Source organism: Streptomyces sp. NPDC019443 (assembly GCF_044389785.1).
Classification (GTDB): domain Bacteria; phylum Actinomycetota; class Actinomycetes; order Streptomycetales; family Streptomycetaceae; genus Streptomyces.
Genome location: NZ_JBIRYJ010000025.1, coordinates 58,818 through 74,825, shown reverse-complemented (window position 1 = coordinate 74,825; position 16,008 = coordinate 58,818). Strand labels below are relative to the sequence as shown.

Here is a 16,008-nt window from a genome sequence, read left to right as displayed (position 1 = left end):
AGGCCCGGGGGAAGAGGCGGACGCTCGGGAGAACACCACATTTGACGCATCGAACGTCTGCTTTCCCGGCCTCCTGAACTGCGGTAGCAGTCTGACGCAAGGTCAGAGGTGCCGCGCCAAGGGCGCGGCGGCGCCGGCCGGACGCCGCCGCGCTTGCCCCTCCATGTCTACGCCACCGGGGCCGCACGTCGTCGCCCGCCCGCGCCCACAAGGGGGCGGAAAGAACCAGGCTGGGGGTGGGGACGGACGGCTCCACGGCTTTACCCACACTCCCCGATTCGGGTCCCGCGTCGAGCAAGACCAGGGGGCCACTCGGACACATTGCGGGCAGGGGACAAGCTTGCCCGAGTAGCTGGCCCCCTGATCATGCTCGACCCCAAACCGGGCAGGACACCGGCCAAAGCCCCTCCACCGACCTCACATAGGCCAGCACCCCCAGGTGCCACTCAGGTACGCCCAGGCAAGGAACTCGATTGCCATTCCTTCCCAACCGCTGGTGATACTCCCTCATGAGCAGATTTGCCGAAGTTATCGTGCTGGCCAGGAACGAAGAAGGGACCATGGAGCCGCTGACCCAGCCAGACGACAGTCGAGCGTGGTCAGGATGTTTCACCGATGTCGGACATGGCATGTTCGGCGGCTGGGCCATTGAGTTCGTGCGGCGGTCCAGCTGGATCGGATTGCTGGAACACCTTGAGTCGTTGCCCTGGAAATCACCCCACTCAGTACAGGTGCTGGTTCACGACGAGGAGGACGAGTGCTTTGGCCTGTGGATGATCCACGACGGCCGACTGGTGGAGATACCTCTGCCGCGCACCCGCCGGGCGTTCTGGCCGAGCCACTTCACGGGTGAGGTTGATCCGGACTCCCCCGGGATCCTCATCCGCACAGATGGACCCGGCGGTTGGCCTGAGGGGGGCTAAGTGTGACATGGCGGGGCGCCCGTGGGCTGGTCGATCTGGCGGCGGGCCCCCCGATCTCTCGCCCCATGACAGCACCAGCCCAAAGCCGCTCCGTAAGTTGTTCGGCGGTCCGGGAGAGTCGGGTGTGGCTCTAAAACCGCTTGCCCATGGATGGCTCCGGTGGAGTGGCCGCCCGTCTCTCCGGGACGCCCTGGCCGCTGATTGAGATGTGCGCACTGGTCGCTGTTTACGGAGCTGACGGCGGGTGTTCCTCGGACCGAACGGCATGCTGCCCGACGCTGAGGAGACGCACATGGCCGACCAGCAGACCCAGCTCTGGGTCGGGATCGACGCAGGCAAGGCCCATCACTGGCTGGCCGCGGTCGACGACACCGGGGCAACGGCTTGGAGCCGGAAGGTTCCCAACGACGAAGCCGCGATTCTCACCGCGCTCGGCGAGATCCTCGACCTCGCGGACGAGGTGCACTGGGCCGTGGACATCGCCGGCACAGCATCCGCCCTGCTACTCGCGTTACTCGCCGCCCACGGTCAACAAGCCGTCTACGTTCCCGGCCGCACGGTCAACCGCATGTCAGGCGCCTACCGCGGCGAGGCCAAGACCGACGCCCGCGACGCTTACGTGATCGCCGACACCGCGCGACTGCGGCGCGACTTCAGCTCCATCGACGTGCCTGCCCAACTCGCTGCCGACCTGGCCCTGCTGACTGCCCACCGATCCGACTTGATCGCCGACCGGGTCCGCATGCTCAACCGGCTCCGCGACGTGCTCACCGGCATCTTCCCCGCGCTGGAACGCGCCTTCGACTACGCCGACCACAAAGGCGCACTGGTCCTGCTCACCGGCTACCAGACCCCGACCGCCCTACGCCACCGCGGCCAGGCCCGCCTCACCGCCTGGCTGACAGGCCGGAAGGTGCGCAACCCCGACTCGGTCGTCGCCACCGCACTGCACGCCGCCAAGGCTCAGCACACCGAGCTGCCGGGCCAGAACGTCGCCGCCGGAATTGTCGCGGACATCGCCGCTCAGATCCTGGCACTTGATGAGCGGCTCAAGCACATCGACCAGCAGATCCGGCACACGTTCCGCACCCACCCGCAGGCCGACATCATCGAGTCCCTGCCGGGCATGGGCCCGATCCTCGGCGCCGAGTTCATCGTCGCCGCCGGTGACCTGGCCGCCTACCCCGACGCAGGCCACCTCGCCTCCGCCGCCGGACTCGTGCCCGTTCCCAGGGACTCCGGTCGACGAACCGGCAACCTCCACCGGCCCAAGCGCTACAGCCGACGCCTGCGGCGGGTGTTCTACCTGTCCGCCCAGACCAGCATCATCCGCGAAGGCCCCAACCGCGACTACTACCTGAAGAAGCGAGGTGAAGGTTGCAAGCACGTCCAAGCCGTGATCAGCCTCGCCCGCCGACGTGTCAACGTCCTCTGGGCACTGCTCCGGGACGGACGGCTCTTCTCCACCCAGCCACCACTCGCCCGCCCAGCCTGACACGGTCCCCAGCATCCGACTGGCTTCACCAGTAACCTGCGGTCGACCCAGGAGGCAAAGTCAGTGAGCATCGGACCAGAACGCTCAGCCCGCATCGCCACCATGACCGAATCAGCCCGACCGGTCTGGGAAGCAACGGGTGATATCGACGCGCTGCAACAGTGGTTGAAAGACCACCACTGCCACGGAGTCGATGCCGTGCTCGTCACCATGCGCGTCCTGGAATGCGATCTTCGCGCAGCTCAACATGCGTTCTTCGACGCTCCCTGCCGCCGGGCCGAGCGCGAGTTCCACAACCAGGTCATGGACGGCCTCGAGGCCGCCAGCGAGGATCTCTGACACCACCGAGGCCGCCCCGAGCTCCCCTTGACTCGGTCATTAAGACTCCACCGACCTTGCAGATGTCTGCGTCTGCCACGTCATCCTCCCCTGGCGTCACGTAGGGCGTAAGAGATGTTGCGGTCAGTGATCATCGGAGGTGAAGCTGAGCGGAATGCACTGGGATCCCAACGAGCGCGGACGGAACCGCGCAGGTCGCGGTGCCCAAGGAGAGCGTGCGATGCGGATGATGATGAAGGCCCGCATGGACACCCAGATGTCGAATCAGGTGACGAAGGGCGGAGCGATGCCCAAGTCACTGAAGTCAGCAATCGAGCAGCTGAAGCCGGAGGCCGCCTACTTCACCCCTGAGGGCGGGCGCACCATGTTTCTCGTATTCGACATGCAGGACAGCTCGCAGCTGCCCTCCATCGCAGATCCGTTCTTCCAGGAGATGGGCGCGGAGGTCACATTTGAGCCGGTCATGAACCTCGACGATTTGCAGAGGGGCCTTGCAGCCCTGCAGTAGCAGAGTTGACTTCAGCGACCGCACGCTGATCAGCCTGAGGGACTTCAGCGACCGCCCCGCCGTAGTTCGCATCGAGGGGCAGCCGAACATCCCCGACTTGTCACGCGTTGAGCGCCCTCCCGGGCCGCCTCGGGGCCGTGGAAGGGCGCTCAACGATGGCCAATGCTGACAACTGCCGACAGCTCAGCCGCAGGTCACAGCGCTGATTGATTACGTGATCGCAGGTCGGAGACCCGGCCAGTCACTTCTTCGGCTCCTGGGTTCGCCCCGTCAGGGGCGCTTGACTCACTCATGTGAGACTCCACCGACCTCGCGGGCACCTTAGGGTGTGTCGCATCGGTGATCACGACGGGGGACTCATGGCCGCGCTGTCCTTCACATGGACCTTGCAGCATCACGGCTGGGCATTCTGCAGAGTGACCGATGGGCAAGCAGAGGCGGAAGCCATGGCTTCGTACGTCACCGGCGGGCCCGAGCAGTTCCTTTACGCGATAGCCAGGCTCGCGCTGACGGAGCCGGAGACGCGGGCGGAGTTCGAGGCCGAGCCGCGCTGGTTCTTCCGCCGTGAGGGCGCCGAGGTCGAAATGCGGCTGGTAATGGCTGACGACTTCCAAGCGCCTGACAGCTCAGGAAGCGTCCTGTGGTCCAGCCGCCAGCCGATCGACGTGCTCTGCCGAGCCGCAATCCGTGCTTTCGACCAGGTGGCGCACGACCTTGGCGAAGATGGCTATGAAGCCCAGTGGGGGCGCCCCTTCCCACGCAACGAGCTCCAAGGGCTGCGGACCGCATGGCGCGGGCTACAAGGCGTGGCTGACAGTGTCAAGCTCAACGGTTCTCCCTGACATCAACGCCTGACACCAACAGCAGCAAACACCGGCGGTTACGGCCGATCCTCGACGACTGCAGAGGTCGGTGAACCGGCTGCATCCCTTGGCGTACCGGGGCTGGGGGACCGACCTGACAAGGATGAGGCCATAGGTTCAAATCCTGCGGCCGGTCAGGTGCCTCAACCTGACGGAAGCGGTGTGCCTCGGCCATTGAGACGCGCTCACTGGCCCGCCTGCCCCCTACCAGCCGTTCGAGTGCTCCAGTAGGCCATGGCCTCCGCGCCGAAGCCAGCCACTACGAACATGCCCGCCAGCCAGAAGAGCGGCGTGCTCTGCCACTCCATGCCACCAAGCAGCGCGGCCACACCGAGGGAAGGCAGAAAGACCGCGGACGCGGTCCACCACTGGCCCTTGCGAGCTTGGAAAATCGCAGAGATCGACGCGAGCATGAAGAGCAGCGTCGTCACTGCCACTGGTATCCACATAGCGGCAGTCTGCCGTGCCCTTGTCCGTCGCATGCCCAGGCCCCACCAATGAGGCCACCGCGTGCCCCTCGCGTGCCCGACAGGGCGGGGAACCACGGGGACTAGGAGCGAATCACGGGCGCCACGCCGCAACTGCCATCCGATCGCCCTGCTGTGAAACCGAATACGGCAGACACGCCCCCAGTCGACCGCCGGCGAACGCTGGGGCACCGGGTGCTTGCACAAATGAAAGTATCATTGAAGAAACTTTCTTGAGTGCCCCTGTGTGAGGCGGTATGCCATGAACGGATTTATCGGACGCCGAACCGAGCTCGGCCACTTGGACGACCTCCTGCATCCCGTGAAGACCGGCGGGCTCGGCGGACGGCCGGGGCGTGCGGTGCTGATCCGCGGGCGCCGCCGAGTCGGCAAGTCCCGGCTGGTGGAGGAGTTCCTGGAGCGTGCCGGACTTCCGCACGTCTTCTTCGCCGCCGTCGGCTCCAGGGAGGAGGACCTGGCGGGCTTCGCCGCCGAGGTGGCTGCCTCCAGCCTCCCGGACGCCGACCGCTTCGGGGACTTCGCCGCCCCGCAGTCCTGGGACGCGGCCCTGAGCCTGCTCGCCTCAGCTCTGCCCACCGATGTACCCAGCGTCGTCGTTCTCGACGAGATGCCCTACCTCGTACGCGAGGACCCGAGTTTTGAGGGCGCTCTGCAAAAGGCCTTCGACCGGACGCTGTCCAAGCTGCCTGTACTGCTCATCCTCATCGGCTCCGACATCGCCATGATGGAAAGGCTCAACACCTACGGGCGACCCTTCTATCAGCGCGGCACCGAAATGGTCGTCCCCCCGCTCACCCCGCGCGATGTCTCCGCCATGCTCGACCTGCCGCCGGCCGACGCCTTCGACGCGTACCTCATCTCCGGCGGACTGCCGCTGATCCTGGAGGAATGGCCGCACGGTGCGGATCTTTGGGAATACCTTCGGCACGCCCTGCGCAGGCCCACCTCAGCCCTGCTCGTCAGTGGCGAGCGCACCCTCGCCGCCGAGTTCCCCACCGAAGCGCAGGCCCGCACCGTCCTTGGGGCCATCGGCCACGGCGAACGCACCTTCACGCTGATCGGCCGGGCCGCCGGCGACCTCAACCCCGGCTCCGTGAAACGCTCTCTGGAACTGCTCACCACCCGCCGCATGGTCTCCGCCGACCTGCCTCTGTCCACCAAGCCCAGCCGCGAGACCCGCTACCGCGTCGATGACCCCTACATGCGCTTCTGGCTCTCATTCATCGGTCCCGGCATTCCCGCAGTCGAACGGGGCCGCGGCGACCGCGTCCTCGACACCATCCGCGCCAGCTGGACATCCTGGCGGGGCCGGGCCATCGAACCCGTCGTCCGCGAAGCCCTCTTGCGTCTGGCCGACGACCGGCTCCCCGAAGGCACCAACGCTGTCGGCGGCTACTGGACCCGCACCAACGACCCGGAAATCGACCTTATCGGCGCCGACCGCGCCCCCATCGCCAAGAGGATCAGCTTCGCCGGATCGATCAAGTGGCTGGAGAACAAACCCTTCGACCATCGCGACCTCTCCCGCCTGATCACCCACCGCTCCCAACTCCCGGGCGCCGACGACGAGACCCCTCTTCTTGCCGTCGCCCGTAGCGGCTGCACTGCCGAAGGTGTCCTCAGCCTCACGCCGGAGGACCTCCTCGAGGCCTGGGCCTGACATGTCACTCAGCGAAGCGGTGGCCCATGGAACACCGCAGGTGCGAAGGCCCCCAGCCGATCACGGCCGGGGGCCTTCGCAGTCCGCATGACGATCGAGCTCGTGGCACTGGCGGGCGTCAGGCCGTCGGGGCCGCCGCGTGGCCATTCAGCTGGTCAGCGAGGGTAGACGCGCGCGGCGGCAATGGGGCGTTCGGCCACGGTGTGGGCCGTGGACGAGTTGACGCCCCATCGGTATCCGGCGAAGAGCTTGGTGGTCGCGTCCGCGTAGAACACGATGTGGCCGTAGCCGGCACCATTGTGCTCGGTCCACTCCGGCGTCGCGCCCACGTGCTCTTCGATCCGGGTGTCCGGGAAGGCGCGGTAGATCGCCTCGGCGGAATCGGAGGCGGCCGGGTTGCCGTGCGGATTGCTGGTGCAGTCGACGATCTCGAAGACGTACGGGACGACATTGCTGCCCACCTGGCTGTCCACGGAGGACGCCCAGGTTCCCTTGCGCTCCTTCACCATCACGATGTGACCGGTGTACGGCTCCGTGGTGTTCTCGGGGTCGTAGTCGAAGGCCACCAGATCGCCCGGGCGCAGGTTGACCGGCTTGGTGACCCCGGTGAAGTGCGGTATGTCCACCGAGTTCGCGAAGCCCGTACGGAACTTCTCCGCAGTGGGGAAGAGCTTGCCGGGCTCGGTGTGGAAGTGCTGGCTGAAGTACTCCTTCGTCGCCCATCCGTACGCCGAGTCCGCGCCGTAGGTGCGCTCGAGGACCATCGTGAGGAACGACGAGCATTGCGCGAATACGGAGAACTGCTCGGGGTGCCCGGCGGCGCCCCACTCGGCCGAGGAGTTCTCGTCCGGGAACCCGCCTGCCGTCTTGTAGCGGTTCACCGTCGCCTGCTCGCTCCAGGGGAGCGTCCGCAGGTAATCCACCAGCATTTCTGCCTCAACCTGGTGCGGCGGTCTGGCCCATTGCGGGTCCGGCGGTGGAACCTCTGCTGCGGCGGCCCGGCTCGTGCCGGCTGTGGCGGTGACGAGCGCCGCTCCGGCCGTACCGGCCAGGAGCCCCCGGCGGCTGAGACGGTGGTTGGACATGACTGATCCCCCAGCACTATCGAATGATCATTGATGGCGGCAGGATCCTACGGCCTCACGTCGGCCGGCGGACTGGCGGACAGCGAGCCGACGTCGACGGGCTGCAGCCCACCTGAGCGCAATCCCCCGTTTGGCGTGAAGCATCCTCGCAGCGGCACGGGCAAGCGAAGACGTAGCGCCCATTTACCTCGGGCATGGGCAGGCGCCAGGCCGGTCAGCCGCGTAGCGGGTCAGTGAGTAGAAAGCCTCAGCCTCGCCGGTTGCAATCCAGTGGAGAGGGCCCAATTGGAGGACCTGCTTTCACCTCATCGGCTGCCGTAGAGAGGCACCGGTAGGCCTATCGGCTTAGCCGACAAGCCAGGCCCATCCCAAGCTTGTAATGTCAGTCCACAGGCGCCGAGCTACACCGAATTGCCAAACCGATACTTGCCGAGCCTTGCTGCGGGTCAAATCGGGCCGGGGCTACTTCCATGTCCGCACTGGTGAGCCGGAAAGCACAGAAAGGGAATGAATTGGAATTCAGTGAGATAGCTTCAAGGGTGACTTTAGGGGTAGTTGTCGTCGCGGTCTCCACTTCGGCCGTCGCTCCTGCTTCCACGGCGACCGTCTCCCGTGAGGCACTGTCGGCCGTCGCTCCTGCTTCCACGGCAACCGTCTCCCATGAGAAACGGAACATAAAATTCACATCCCGGCGACTCAAGGGCGGGTCAATTGAATGCGCGTCCGAAAACCCCGGACTGGCAATTTCTCTCACTCGAGACATAGCGAAGTCGCTGGAAAATCGCGCCAGTCGAGCCTCGGTGGTGCTGTATGACCGAACCACCCATACCTCCTGCACGTATCGCGCGGACAAGCACTATGACTCTGCGAGCACAGTCAAGCCAATAATATTGGGGGCTCTGCTCCTGGACAGAGGCGTCCACCTGTCCGAGGATGAGCAGGACCTGGCCAGGCAGATGATCGTAAGCTCGGACAACGACGCGACGTACGCCCTGTGGGACAGCGTGGGCCCCGAAAATATCCAGAATTTCCTGGACGAGGCCGGAATGAAGAACACCATCCTCGACGAAGCAGGCTTCATGGGCCTGACTCAGGTCACTGCAAGGGACCAGGCCAAACTGCTCGAGCTGCTCACCGGTAAGGACAACTCGGTCCTGAACGCCGAAGAGCGCACCTACCTCCTGGGCCTCATGCGTGATGTGCAGAAGGATCAGCGGTGGGGAACGCCCGCCGGGGCTCCTTCGGACGCTGCCGTACAGGTCAAGAACGGGTGGCTTCAGCGTTCCCAGAACAGGCTCAAGGACCCCTGGGACCGCGGAGACTGGAAGGTCAACAGCATGAGTGCGGTCACCGGCCATGCCTACGACTACGGCCTCGTCGTCCTCACCGAAAACAACAGGGTCCCTGAAGACGAGTTGCCGGAGGTGGGGTGGGACTACGGCACGGATACGGTTGAGGGCGTGGCAAAGGCCATCCACCATGACCTCCGGACTCACCCGGCTACCGGCCGTCCCGGCCTCCTGTGAAGGTTGCGCAGTAGTCGGTTCCAGCCGGGTAGCAGATCCAGTGACGAGGGCTGGGTGCGAGGTGGAAGGTCTGGGCGTCCAAGGCCCTGACACGCGTGACAGCAGGCCGATCGAACTTACGAAGCAGATGTCGGCGGTTCAAAACTCTCCGCGTCCACCAGCAGGAAGCACGACAAAGGCCCAGGCCACCGGCAGCAAACCGGGCGCTTGGGCCTTGATCGTTTCTCCGCCCTTCCGGCGGGGGAGTGGCGTCGTGCCGCTTACGTGCCGGATCCGTGCCCCACCTGCGGGAGATACATGCGTCACCTAGGGTTTGTCCCTGATGCCCGCAACGAGGTCGCTCGCCTACCGTCGTGAGTAGTGCTGATCTTCCGGTCAGCCGATCCATCGCACCGAACTCGTGCGTGACGGAGGCTTGATGAAGGCGATCGTCCAGGACCGGTACGGCTCACCTGACGTTCTGGAGCTCAGGGAGGTCGACAAGCCGGTGGTCGCCGGCCACGAGGTGCTGGTACGGGTCCATGCGGCGGCGGTCAACGCGCGCGACTGGCACGTCATGCGGGGCGACCCGTACATGGCGCGCCTGGTGCTCGGGTTCGGCAGGCCGAAGGCGAAGATCCGGGGCACGGACTTCGCGGGTCAGGTGGAAGCGGTTGGCAAGGACGTGAAACGGTTCCGTCCCGGCGACGAGGTATTCGGCGAAGCCGACGGAGCATTTGCCGAGTACGTGTGTGCCTCGGACGACGTGGTGGAGCCGAAACCGGCCAACCTGACGTTCGAGCAGGCGGCCGTGGTGCCGCTGGCGGGGAACACCGCCCTCATGGGCCTTCGTGATCTGGGGGGAGTGCAGCCGGGACAGAAGGTCCTGGTCAATGGCGCGTCAGGTGGTGTGGGGACCTTCGCCGTGCAGATCGCCAAGTCGTTCGGCGCGGAGGTGACCGGCGTGTGCAGTACGAGAAACGTGGACCTGGTCCGGTCGCTCGGCGCGGACCACGTCATCGACTACACCGGGGAAGACTTCACCCGGAGCGGACGGCGGTACGACGTCGTTCTGGACCTGGTGGGGAACCGTTCGTTGGCCGAGTGCCGGCGCGCGCTGACACCCGCGGGGACGCTCGTTCTGTCCGGTGGGGGCGTGTCCGACGGCGGCAGTCTTGTCGGGCCGATGGGTCTCATCCTCAGGGGGCAGGCGCTGTCACGTTTCGTCCGCCAACGGCTGCTCGTACTCACGGCGACGCCGAGCAAGGAGAACCTGGCGGCGCTGAGGGAACTCGCCGAGTCCGGGAAGGTTACCCCGGTCATTGACCGGACCTACCCGCTGAGCGAGGTACCCGAGGCCATCCGGTACCTCGAAGTGGAGCACGCGCGCGCGAAAGTCGTCATCACTGTGTGACGGTCCGCTGAGGCCCAGCTCCTGGCGCCTCTACCACTGTGACCAACCACAGCGCCCAACCAGCACATGGCCGATGCCGAGGCCTGGCGGCCTTCGACATCCGGATAGACGGTCCGGATCGCCGCCCGGCTCGGAGCGGGGCACTCCGGAAAGTGGCCTGCTCACACGGATGGTCTGCGCCGCCTTGCCGCTTCGCGGTTGCCCCGCACGATCCGCGTCACCGGGTGGTGCTCGCCCAGGACCCGAACACAATCGGCGTACGCCTCGTCGTACAACGGAATGGCCCGCTTCACCTCACCCGCCGCGCGATACGCATCAGCGAGATAGCTGCGCGCGATCAGCGCGTCCGCATGATCCTCGCCCAGCACCCGTATGCAGTCGGCGAGGACCTGCTCGCCCAGCGGAACGGCCCGCCGCGCATCACCCGCTGCCCGGCATGCGAAGGCGAGGCCGAGCCGCGCGTCGAGCGTTCCCTGATGGTCCTCACCCAGCAGCCTGAGGCAGTCGGCAAGGACCCGCTCGAACAACGCGACCGCCCGCCCCGCATCGCCTGCCGCCCGATACGCGTCGGCGAGATAGCCACGCAAGGTGAGTGTCTGCAGATGGTCCTCGCCGAGCGCGCGGATACAACCGGCCAGTGCCCGCTCGCCCTGCTTGATCGCCCGTCCCGCGTCACCCGCCGTCCGGTACGCCTCGGCAAGATGCCCCTGCGTCATGAGCGTGTCCGGATGGTCCTCCCCAAGTACCCGGACACAGGCGGCCTGAGCCCGCCGGAGCCACTCGATGGCCCGCTTCACCGCGCCTTGATCGAGCTGGAACCACCCCATGTCGTTAAGAACGCGGGCCGTCTCGGCGATGTCGGTGTCGGCAGGAGCATGTTCGGCGAGCGCGTCGGCATGGGGCAGCAGCAACCGCCACGTGGACCAGGAAGCGGGTTCCTCGGGGTCGTCCGGAAGTGCCGCACAGAGGGCCGCGGCAGCCACGGCACGGGCCTCGGCGATATCGTCGGCATGGCGGTACGGGTCGTCCGGGGCAGGGGTACGGGCGACCGCCTGCACAAGTCGGTGCAGGGTCAGGGCGTCGCCATCCAGAGTGATCATGCTGTGGGCCGCGAGGCGACCGAGCGCGCGCCTGACGGCGGGCGCGGGGCCGAGGCCGGCGAGCAGTCCGCGCGGAATGCCGTTCGGGGCCAGCCAGGCCACCACCCGGAGAATCCGCCCGGTGAGCGGGTCGTCCGCGAGACGATCCAGGGTCACCCGCCAAGTCCTGGCGATGGTACGCCTGTTGTCGCCACCCTCCGCCGTGACCGCATAGAGGTCGGCCGGGTGCTGGGCGAGCAGGCCGAGATACGCACGGGGAGACGTACCGGTCTCCGCGCAGTACGCCGCCGCCTGCTCGACGGCCAGGGGCAGATGCCCCAGTTCGGCGCAGAGCGCGTCCACGCCATCGGTGTCGCGCGGCCGGTCGTGGCAGAGAATCCGGGTGAACAACGCAACGGCTTCGGCATGCTTGAGCACGTCCAGAGCCAACGGACGGGCGATACCGTGCCAGCCCGTGGCACGCCGGCTGGTGATGAGTAATCGACCTGTGGTGGCACGGGCGAGCAGGGGCTTGATGTCGACCGGCTCGGACACGTTGTCCAGGATCAGAAGCCATCCGTCGTTGGCCGTGAGCCACTGCAACGCCCGCTCCCGCAGTGCCTCCTGCGGCAGGACGTCGGTCAAAACCGGCTGGAAGGCCGCTGCGAAGGCGGCGAGCCCGGCGTCCACATCGGCCTGGCTCTCGGCCGTGATCCACCACACCGGGTTGTGGTCACCGACCCGGTTCGCCGCCCATTGCGCTGCGAGCGTGGACTTGCCGATGCCGCCAAGACCGTGCAGCGCGTGCACGACGACGCCGCGCTCGCCGGTGAATGCCCCGTCCAGCAGGGCGAGTTCACGCTCGCGTCCGACGAACAGCTCCGAACGCCCCGGCAGATTCACCAGCCCGGGCGGGCACTCCACCGGGGCGAACGCCTCCGGCGGCAGTACGGTCACACGCTCGGCCTGGGTGACGTGGTCACCGGTTGCCACCTGGCGGATGCCGCCGCCCGCCGCGATCGAACGGTCGCCGGACGCCTCCGCCGACGTACTCACGCGTCACCTGTCGTTACGTTGCTGATGCCACCGCCCGCGGCGACGGACCTGTGACCCGACGCGACGGCCCCGCCACCTGGAACCGGTGGCGTCGGCTGCGGTGCCGGCGGTGCCGGCGGTGCCACCTGCGGGTGCCTGTACAGGGCGTGGACGGTGAGCGCCAGGCCGATCAGCGTTCCGATCCCCCCGGCCACGCCGACCGGCGGATCCACCGTACCGAGGTCCGCCGCCGCCGTGGCGAGTGCGGCCGCGCCCGCGACGCAGAGGACAAAGCCCGCCCACATCAAGGCCTTTGAGTGTGCTGCTGCCATGGGGCCATCATCGGGTGTGGACCACCGCATACGTGGTGAAGTCGGCCCAAGCCGTTACGGGAACTTGAAGTTGTGGACCGTTCGACGACGACGCCCGACCGGTCGAGAATCCGGGCCGCCCGACCGGGAGGCCTCGAGCCTGGCCGCATGGCGGCCGAACGGCCGGGGAGCCCGATCGAACTTGCAGGCAGCTGTCGGCAGTTGGAAACCGTCCGCGCCCACACACCTGACCGGCCGGGTCGCCACAATGGCGGCCCGGCTGGTTCCGTGCGCGCACTAGCGGGCCGCCGTCACGAGCTCCTTCAGCTGATCGGCGAGGCCGGCACTCGGCTGTGGGATCGAGCCGAAGTCGTCGAGCTCGTCCACATCCAGGTGGTCGACCGTGTCCTTGACCGCGTGGTCGGGGACGAACGAGTCGTCGTCCGCCGTCGCCTCGAAGCGCATGGTGATGCCGGCCGCAGGGGCCTCTGGGTCGATGGCTTCGTGCGGCACCGGTTCGTACTGGTCCGTGTTCTCCAGGCCGGGGATCTGGCTGGCCCAGTGCTGGGCGTCACGTAGTTCACCGCGGCGCAGGTGCAGCAGATAAAGGCACAGCGCGCCGGTCGAGTTGCCGGCGCCGGCGGCGAACTGCCACCAGAACTGGGCTCCTTGCTCGGCGTCGGCCAGGTCCAGCAGACAGGCGAACGCGAGTGCGCCGCCGGGGTCTCGATCGTCCTCGAAGCGGGCGATGTAGCCGGCCGCTTCGTCATTGGTGATGACGTTCTGGGACAGGGACCACAGCTTGTGCTGCGCCTGCTCGTGGAGTGTTGTGGGGGGACGGTTCCGGGTGGGCCCAGCTTCGGAGAACAGCTGCATCCAGCGGGCCTCGGTGAGGTCCTGGGCCAGCCGCTGCCGGGACGCTTCCAATTGGGACGCCGAGTACTCGCCCTCGAAGACCCTGGCTCGGGAGAGGGCCTCTTCGATGCTGCGCGGCGCGCGTGGCATCTGTCCATCACTCCTCATCGTCGATGTCCACTTCGATGTCCAGGCCCAATTCAGCTGACAGCCGGCGCTTGGCGCTGCAACGCAGGGTCCGAACGGTGGCCGGGGCAATGCCCATCATCGCGGCGGTGTGTGGTCGTGTAGTCCAGCGCGTAGCGCAGGAGCATCACATCAAACTGTCGCTCAGGCAGGTGGGTCATGGCCTTGTAAAGGCCGATGCTGTTCTCAAGTTCGTCGACCTGTGCACGGAACTGTTCGCGGAACGTGCTCAGTACGGCGTCGTTCGCGGCGCGTACGGCGCGGGCGAAAGCCATGGTCTCGGGACCGGCCGGCGGCCGGCCGGTCACCATCAGCTCAGTTGCCACGCGGGCCTTGTGCAGCGCCCAGGCGTGGGCCTCGACTCGGCCCTGTTGGGTGAAGTGCAGCCAGTTGAACGCCAGGTACAGGAAGGTGCCGTGCACCAATTCGTCGGCTGCGGCCGGGTCTCCGAGCTGGATGCGGGCGTACTCGAAGTACGGCTGGTGATATTGGGCGTGGAACGCCCGGAATGGCAGCGGCATTGCGTTGATCAGTCCCTGCATCGCCCGCTTGTTGGCGTCCTCCAGATGCTCGTCGTTCATTGGTGGTCTCCCTCGTCCAGCCCGGGGACGTGGGGGCGTGCCGCGGGAGGGGTGGGGTGGTGCCGTTCCATCAGGGTTGCTGCTCCGACCCGGACACCGGCGCCCAGCAGGCGCCGCATGAGGGTCCGCACGTCCGGCGCGTACGCACGCGCGGCGGCGGCCAAGGCCAGCAGGAGGCCGGCATCGTCCGGGGTGGTGCCGTTCCATCAGGGTTGCTGCTCCGACCCGGACACCGGCGCCCAGCAGGCGCCGCATGAGGGTCCGCACGTCCGGCGCGTACGCACGCGCGGCGGCGGCCAAGGCCAGCAGGAGGCCGGCATCGTCGAGCTTCACTGTTGTGGTCGTCCTTATCGTTGCTGTCCAGTCGGCACTGAGGTCTCCCCGCGACCCCCCTCTCGGTGCCTGGAGCGTCGTTGCTCGTGCGGTCAGCAAAGCGGGTCGGAGTGCCGAAACGTGTAGGCGTCTGACGACGAATTTTCAGCGGAAAGTGACCGTCCGGTTACTGCAAACCTGCACGGGTGTTCGCGATGGTCACTCGCCAGGGCGCGCCACCCTGCGCTGACCGTGCGCCATGCTCGGCTACCTGCAGGGGCGTGTGAGGGGGCGCCGGAAAAGCAGCGGGGCGATCACTCTTTGCGCAAACCGTGGGCAGCGATCCGACTGCCTGGCATGTGATGGACAGCACACTGCTGCATATGAACCCGGCATGCCCACCTTCCGTATGAGGTCGATGCGGCGAAGGCGAGCATGAACTGGCCCGTGTGTCAGGAGGATCTGACGCGGCCCTGGCGCGGGGAGTGGCAACGCGGGCACCAGTAGCCCTCGCCCCGGGCTGCTGAGTGCGGGCATGCGCCGTGCAGGATGCCGCGCTGCGGGTGCTTGCCGAGCACAACCGCATACCTGCCATGCCAGGGCAGGACCCGGAACCGTGTGTCGGGATCTACGCACAGGTGCTGCGGCGCGGCCGGGTCCAGCCGGGTGACGCCGTCCGCGTCTGATCTCGCGACAGCAGTGGCCCGGTCCTGGCGGCGTCCGCACGCCAGGACCGGGCCGGACTCGTCGAGCGTTGCCTAGCACGGGATGACGTGCCAGACCGGAGCCCAGTCGTAGTGGCTGCTGTAGGAGTAGGCGCCGGGGGTCGTGTAGATGGTGTTGTAGTTGCGGTCCAGGAACCTGGCCCTGGTGCCCGGGGTCTGGTTGTTGATCCAGGAGCCGGGGTAGTTCCAGTTCGACAGGTCGTACGTCTGGCACTTCCACAGGTTGAACTGCGTACCGGTGTAGTTGGTGCCGGTGTACATGCAGAAGTTCTCGTACGGACAGGCCCTGGCACTCTTCGCGCCGGTCAGGTCGCGGGCCTGGCGTTCTCCGGGCAGAGCGACCACGATCTCGCCCTTGCCCGGCAGCGCGATCTCGTTGGCGGCGACCTGTGTCCCGCCCTGGGCGGCGAGGTAGCCGTCGACTGTCGTCTGCAGTTGCTTTGCCTCGGCGCCGGTCAGCCCCGCGTGCTTCGCCTGGGCGGCGAATTCCTGGCCTGTGGCGGAGGAGGCGTCGGTGGCGCCCGTTGCGGCGGTGGCCGGACCGGTGAGGCCGATCACCGTTGCTGCGATGAGAGCCAGGACCGTGAACAGTGAAGCGGTCGGCTTGCGCAATGCCATGTGACTTCCCCCAGCGGATCCTCGAG

General features: G+C 67.0%; 15 protein-coding genes. 8 read left to right on the top strand and 7 right to left on the bottom strand.

What is annotated here, in order from left to right:
* Positions 1 to 509 precede the first annotated feature (509 nt).
* The 5 genes from ACH492_RS37860 to ACH492_RS37840 all read left to right on the top strand — a co-directional run bounded on the left by ACH492_RS37860 (position 510) and on the right by ACH492_RS37840 (position 4,107).
* Entirely contained in the window at positions 510 to 923 is a 414-nt protein-coding gene (locus tag ACH492_RS37860) for a hypothetical protein (RefSeq protein ID WP_398993644.1), read from the top strand.
* Between the two features lie 292 nt (positions 924 to 1,215).
* Positions 1,216 to 2,418 (top strand): IS110 family transposase, encoded by a 1,203-nt coding sequence (locus ACH492_RS37855; protein ID WP_398993642.1) that lies wholly within the window; start codon positions 1,216 to 1,218, stop codon positions 2,416 to 2,418.
* Positions 2,419 to 2,481: 63 nt separating this feature from the next.
* Positions 2,482 to 2,757 carry a hypothetical protein gene (locus tag ACH492_RS37850; protein ID WP_398993640.1) on the top strand — a complete coding sequence of 92 codons (276 nt, stop codon included), beginning with the start codon at positions 2,482 to 2,484 and terminating at the stop codon, positions 2,755 to 2,757.
* A 220-nt stretch (positions 2,758 to 2,977) separates the two neighbouring features.
* Positions 2,978 to 3,265 carry a DUF3303 family protein gene (locus tag ACH492_RS37845; protein WP_398993638.1) on the top strand — a complete coding sequence of 96 codons (288 nt, stop codon included), beginning with the start codon at positions 2,978 to 2,980 and terminating at the stop codon, positions 3,263 to 3,265.
* A 359-nt stretch (positions 3,266 to 3,624) separates the two neighbouring features.
* Positions 3,625 to 4,107, top strand: a complete 483-nt coding sequence (locus ACH492_RS37840; protein ID WP_398993636.1) for a hypothetical protein — start codon at positions 3,625 to 3,627, stop codon at positions 4,105 to 4,107.
* 206 nt (positions 4,108 to 4,313) lie between these two features.
* Here ACH492_RS37840 and ACH492_RS37835 read toward each other — a convergent pair whose 3' ends face one another.
* Positions 4,314 to 4,577, bottom strand: a complete 264-nt coding sequence (locus ACH492_RS37835; RefSeq protein ID WP_398993634.1) for a hypothetical protein — start codon at positions 4,575 to 4,577, stop codon at positions 4,314 to 4,316.
* Positions 4,578 to 4,857: 280 nt separating this feature from the next.
* Between ACH492_RS37835 and ACH492_RS37830 the strand changes: the two genes are divergently transcribed.
* Positions 4,858 to 6,276 carry an ATP-binding protein gene (locus ACH492_RS37830; protein WP_398993632.1) on the top strand — a complete coding sequence of 473 codons (1,419 nt, stop codon included), beginning with the start codon at positions 4,858 to 4,860 and terminating at the stop codon, positions 6,274 to 6,276.
* A 155-nt stretch (positions 6,277 to 6,431) separates the two neighbouring features.
* Here the strand turns inward: ACH492_RS37830 and ACH492_RS37825 are convergent, their stop codons facing one another.
* On the bottom strand, positions 6,432 to 7,361 hold the full coding sequence (locus ACH492_RS37825; RefSeq protein ID WP_398993631.1) for a hypothetical protein: 930 nt from the start codon (positions 7,359 to 7,361) through the stop codon (positions 6,432 to 6,434).
* 470 nt (positions 7,362 to 7,831) lie between these two features.
* On the opposite strand from ACH492_RS37825, the gene ACH492_RS37820 reads away from it, so the two are divergent.
* The gene (locus ACH492_RS37820) at positions 7,832 to 8,887 is read left to right on the top strand and encodes a serine hydrolase (RefSeq protein WP_398993629.1); all 1,056 of its coding nucleotides are present in this window, start codon (positions 7,832 to 7,834) and stop codon (positions 8,885 to 8,887) included.
* A 418-nt stretch (positions 8,888 to 9,305) separates the two neighbouring features.
* The gene (locus ACH492_RS37815; RefSeq protein WP_398993627.1) at positions 9,306 to 10,280 is read left to right on the top strand and encodes an NAD(P)-dependent alcohol dehydrogenase; all 975 of its coding nucleotides are present in this window, start codon (positions 9,306 to 9,308) and stop codon (positions 10,278 to 10,280) included.
* A 161-nt stretch (positions 10,281 to 10,441) separates the two neighbouring features.
* Here ACH492_RS37815 and ACH492_RS37810 read toward each other — a convergent pair whose 3' ends face one another.
* The 5 genes from ACH492_RS37810 to ACH492_RS37790 all read right to left on the bottom strand — a co-directional run bounded on the left by ACH492_RS37810 (position 10,442) and on the right by ACH492_RS37790 (position 15,982).
* Positions 10,442 to 12,415, bottom strand: a complete 1,974-nt coding sequence (locus ACH492_RS37810) for a tetratricopeptide repeat protein (protein WP_398993625.1) — start codon at positions 12,413 to 12,415, stop codon at positions 10,442 to 10,444.
* Positions 12,412 to 12,726, bottom strand: coding sequence for a hypothetical protein (locus ACH492_RS37805; protein ID WP_398993623.1), 315 nt, complete (start codon positions 12,724 to 12,726; stop codon positions 12,412 to 12,414). The genes ACH492_RS37810 and ACH492_RS37805 overlap by 4 nt, the downstream gene beginning before the upstream one ends.
* 276 nt (positions 12,727 to 13,002) lie before the next feature.
* A complete protein-coding gene (locus tag ACH492_RS37800; protein ID WP_398993621.1) occupies positions 13,003 to 13,710 on the bottom strand; it encodes a hypothetical protein in 708 nt (235 codons plus the stop codon).
* A 50-nt stretch (positions 13,711 to 13,760) separates the two neighbouring features.
* Complete coding sequence (locus ACH492_RS37795) at positions 13,761 to 14,327, bottom strand: RNA polymerase sigma factor (protein ID WP_398993619.1); 567 nt, start codon at positions 14,325 to 14,327, stop codon at positions 13,761 to 13,763.
* A 1,070-nt stretch (positions 14,328 to 15,397) separates the two neighbouring features.
* Complete coding sequence (locus ACH492_RS37790) at positions 15,398 to 15,982, bottom strand: peptidase inhibitor family I36 protein (RefSeq protein WP_398993617.1); 585 nt, start codon at positions 15,980 to 15,982, stop codon at positions 15,398 to 15,400.
* Positions 15,983 to 16,008: the final 26 nt, after the last annotated feature.

Excerpts from the sequence above, each read along its gene's own strand:
- ACH492_RS37800 (WP_398993621.1), bottom strand. The coding sequence starts at position 13,710 with ATGCCACGCGCGCCGCGCAGCATCGAAGAGGCCCTCTCCCGAGCCAGG.
- ACH492_RS37840 (WP_398993636.1), top strand. The coding sequence starts at position 3,625 with ATGGCCGCGCTGTCCTTCACATGGACCTTGCAGCATCACGGCTGGGCA.
- ACH492_RS37815 (WP_398993627.1), top strand. The coding sequence starts at position 9,306 with ATGAAGGCGATCGTCCAGGACCGGTACGGCTCACCTGACGTTCTGGAG.
- ACH492_RS37845 (WP_398993638.1), top strand. The coding sequence starts at position 2,978 with ATGCGGATGATGATGAAGGCCCGCATGGACACCCAGATGTCGAATCAG.
- ACH492_RS37795 (WP_398993619.1), bottom strand. The coding sequence starts at position 14,327 with ATGAACGACGAGCATCTGGAGGACGCCAACAAGCGGGCGATGCAGGGA.
- ACH492_RS37825 (WP_398993631.1), bottom strand. The coding sequence starts at position 7,361 with ATGTCCAACCACCGTCTCAGCCGCCGGGGGCTCCTGGCCGGTACGGCC.
- ACH492_RS37855 (WP_398993642.1), top strand. The coding sequence starts at position 1,216 with ATGGCCGACCAGCAGACCCAGCTCTGGGTCGGGATCGACGCAGGCAAG.
- ACH492_RS37835 (WP_398993634.1), bottom strand. The coding sequence starts at position 4,577 with ATGTGGATACCAGTGGCAGTGACGACGCTGCTCTTCATGCTCGCGTCG.
- ACH492_RS37860 (WP_398993644.1), top strand. The coding sequence starts at position 510 with ATGAGCAGATTTGCCGAAGTTATCGTGCTGGCCAGGAACGAAGAAGGG.
- ACH492_RS37790 (WP_398993617.1), bottom strand. The coding sequence starts at position 15,982 with ATGGCATTGCGCAAGCCGACCGCTTCACTGTTCACGGTCCTGGCTCTC.
- ACH492_RS37830 (WP_398993632.1), top strand. The coding sequence starts at position 4,858 with ATGAACGGATTTATCGGACGCCGAACCGAGCTCGGCCACTTGGACGAC.
- ACH492_RS37820 (WP_398993629.1), top strand. The coding sequence starts at position 7,832 with ATGTCCGCACTGGTGAGCCGGAAAGCACAGAAAGGGAATGAATTGGAA.
- ACH492_RS37805 (WP_398993623.1), bottom strand. The coding sequence starts at position 12,726 with ATGGCAGCAGCACACTCAAAGGCCTTGATGTGGGCGGGCTTTGTCCTC.